This is a genomic window from Acinetobacter sp., from assembly GCF_049284435.1.
In the GTDB taxonomy this organism is placed as follows: Bacteria; Pseudomonadota; Gammaproteobacteria; order Pseudomonadales; family Moraxellaceae; genus Acinetobacter.
Genome location: NZ_JBAPXX010000016.1, coordinates 1 through 2434, shown reverse-complemented (window position 1 = coordinate 2434; position 2434 = coordinate 1). Strand labels below are relative to the sequence as shown.

The window sequence follows — 2434 nt, the reverse complement described above, 5'->3', positions numbered from 1 at the left end:
CTCCGTGGTGGCGGTGCATTCTTTATTCGCCGTACTTTCCGCGGCAATGGTTTATATACCACGGTATTTAAAGAATACCTGTACAGTATTTTGTCGCGTAACACGCCTCTTGAATACTTTATTGAAGGTGGCCGTTCACGTACAGGGCGTTTGTTGCCACCGAAAACCGGCATGCTTGCGATGACCGTACATAGCCATTTGCGCGGTCGATCAAAACCAATCGTGTTTTTGCCGACCTATATTGGTTATGAACGCCTGATGGAAGGTTCAACCTATGTCGGTGAAATGCAAGGCAAGCCGAAAGAGTCTGAATCGATTGTGGGCATTTTAAAAACCTTGCGTAAAATCGAGCGTATTTTCGGTAAAGTGCATGTGAACTTCGGCGAACCTGTGTTTTTAGATGACATGCTGAAAAAACACGGCGCAGATAAAATCAAGATTGAAAAGAATGATGATCCTATTCCGTCGGAAGTGTCGGATGTAGTCAACAGTTCAGCTCATGCGATTCTAGAAAATATTAACCGTGCTGTAGTGATTAACCCTGTTTCACTGCTTTCTCTGATTCTACTGGCAACACCAAAACATACTTTAGATGAAGAGATCTGCATTAAACAGCTCGATGCATACCGTAATCTGGTCGCTGCCTTACCTTATGATGCACGCACACAAGTCACACCACTTTCAGGCAAAGAAATTATTGCCTACGGTTTAAAACTGAAACTGATTAAACGTATCAAACATGTGTTGGGCGACATTATTGCGATTGAAGACAATCAAGCCGTATTACTGACTTACTTCCGCAATAACATTCTGCATGCCTTTGTATTACCGTCTTTAATTGCTGCTTTGGTTGAACATAACGGTTCGATCCGTCGTGGCGATTTGATCAATGTGATTCGCACCCTCTATCCATTCTTGAAAGCTGAATTGTTCTTAAAATGGCAAGATGATGAACTGAAAGATCAAATCTGTGCCTATGTTGAAGCATTAATTAAGGCGAAATTGATCTCTGAAGATACGGAAGGCAACCTAGAATCTCCAGCGCCCAACTCGGAAGATCATAATCAGCTGGTGGTTCTGGCTGCTCCTGTGATGCAAAGTCTTGAGCGGTATTACATGACTTTGGCCCTGATCACGCAGCGTGGTTCAGGCAACATTTCGACCCGTCAGGTGGAAGAACTCAGTCATTTGGTCGGTCAACGTTTGTCTGTTCTGTATGAGTTCAACTCGCCTGAATTCTTCGATAAAGCCTTATTCCAAAGCTTTATTAAAGTACTGACTCAACAAGGTTATATTCGTAACAACGAAGACAATGCGATTGTGTTTGATGAAAATTTCCAGAATGTTGCGCAGTACGCCAACCTGGTTCTGGATGATGTGACTTTACAAATGCTTCAGCACATTACAACCTTTAGTGATGAAGAGCTGAAAGAAGCTTTGGATGCAGTTGCGGCTCAACAAGCGAAACGTCGTTTAAAACGTAAGAAGAAATAATCTTCCTTGTCCGTTCCCTCTCCTTCTAGGAGAGGGCTAGGGAGAGGTCGATTATAAAAACCCTCATCCCAACCTTCTCCCAGAGGGACAAGGAGCTTCAATTATTTTCTAACATATTCAAATAATCCCCAAAACAATCTTTATGCTCTAACTCAAATCTTGTTTCAACCATCCTCTTTGCATAAATCCTTTTTCCCGACACTTCCTCACTTTCTAAAACCAGTTCAGGTAAATTCAGCTGCCGTTGAAACCATTGAATCGTTTCGTGTAAAGGGATTGGCTGATTATTGCTGACAATATACGATTTTTCCGGATGTTCCACGTGAATCAATTGCGCCAAGAATCGAGCCAGATCATCGATATGAATCCGGTTTGACCAGTGAATTTGAGGATAGCTTTGAGTCGTTTCAGCCAGCTTGATCATCCTCGCCACCGACGTGCCATAAATCCCTGTCGGACGAATGATGATGCATTGCTTCGGGAAAGCCTGCTGATACAGCTGTTCCATCTTTAATAGTAATCTGCCCTGCTCATCACTGGGCTGCATGATTGAATCATCATCAACGCGCTCACCCGCATTTTCACCATAGACTCGAGTTGAGGAAACCACCACAACCTTTTTAACTGGATGATTTTTTAATACCTTTGCGATAGGTACAACAGAATCGACATAGGTCTGTTGATAAGCTTCGATTGTACTTTGCGAAGGTGACAGTAATACATATACCCAATCAATCGCTGGAACATGCGTTAAATCCAGTTGATGAACATCCTGAATCAGATGTGTCGCAAATTCATACGTTTTCGGACTTCGGCTAATTGTGGTAATTTGGTGGCCTTGCTCAAATAATTGTTTAGCAACGCGCTGAGATGTTTTACCATAACCAATAAATAATATATGCATTAAACACCTGATTATATAACCTAAGTTGAGGGTAAA

General features: G+C 42.3%; 2 protein-coding genes. One reads left to right on the top strand and one right to left on the bottom strand.

Annotation, left to right across the window (positions count from 1 at the left end):
* A partial coding sequence (plsB, locus tag WAK81_RS01215; protein WP_422195349.1) for a glycerol-3-phosphate 1-O-acyltransferase PlsB occupies window positions 1–1494 on the top strand: 1494 nt, incomplete at its 5' end.
* Between the two features lie 97 nt (window positions 1495–1591).
* On the opposite strand, the gene WAK81_RS01210 is transcribed toward plsB, so the two are convergent.
* On the bottom strand, window positions 1592–2398 hold the full coding sequence (locus tag WAK81_RS01210; protein ID WP_131291453.1) for an NAD-dependent epimerase/dehydratase family protein: 807 nt from the start codon (window positions 2396–2398) through the stop codon (window positions 1592–1594).
* Between the last annotated feature and the right edge of the window lie 36 nt (window positions 2399–2434).

Coding starts and splice junctions, on each gene's coding strand:
- WAK81_RS01210 (WP_131291453.1), bottom strand. CDS start 2,398: ATGCATATATTATTTATTGGTTATGGTAAAACATCTCAGCGCGTTGCT.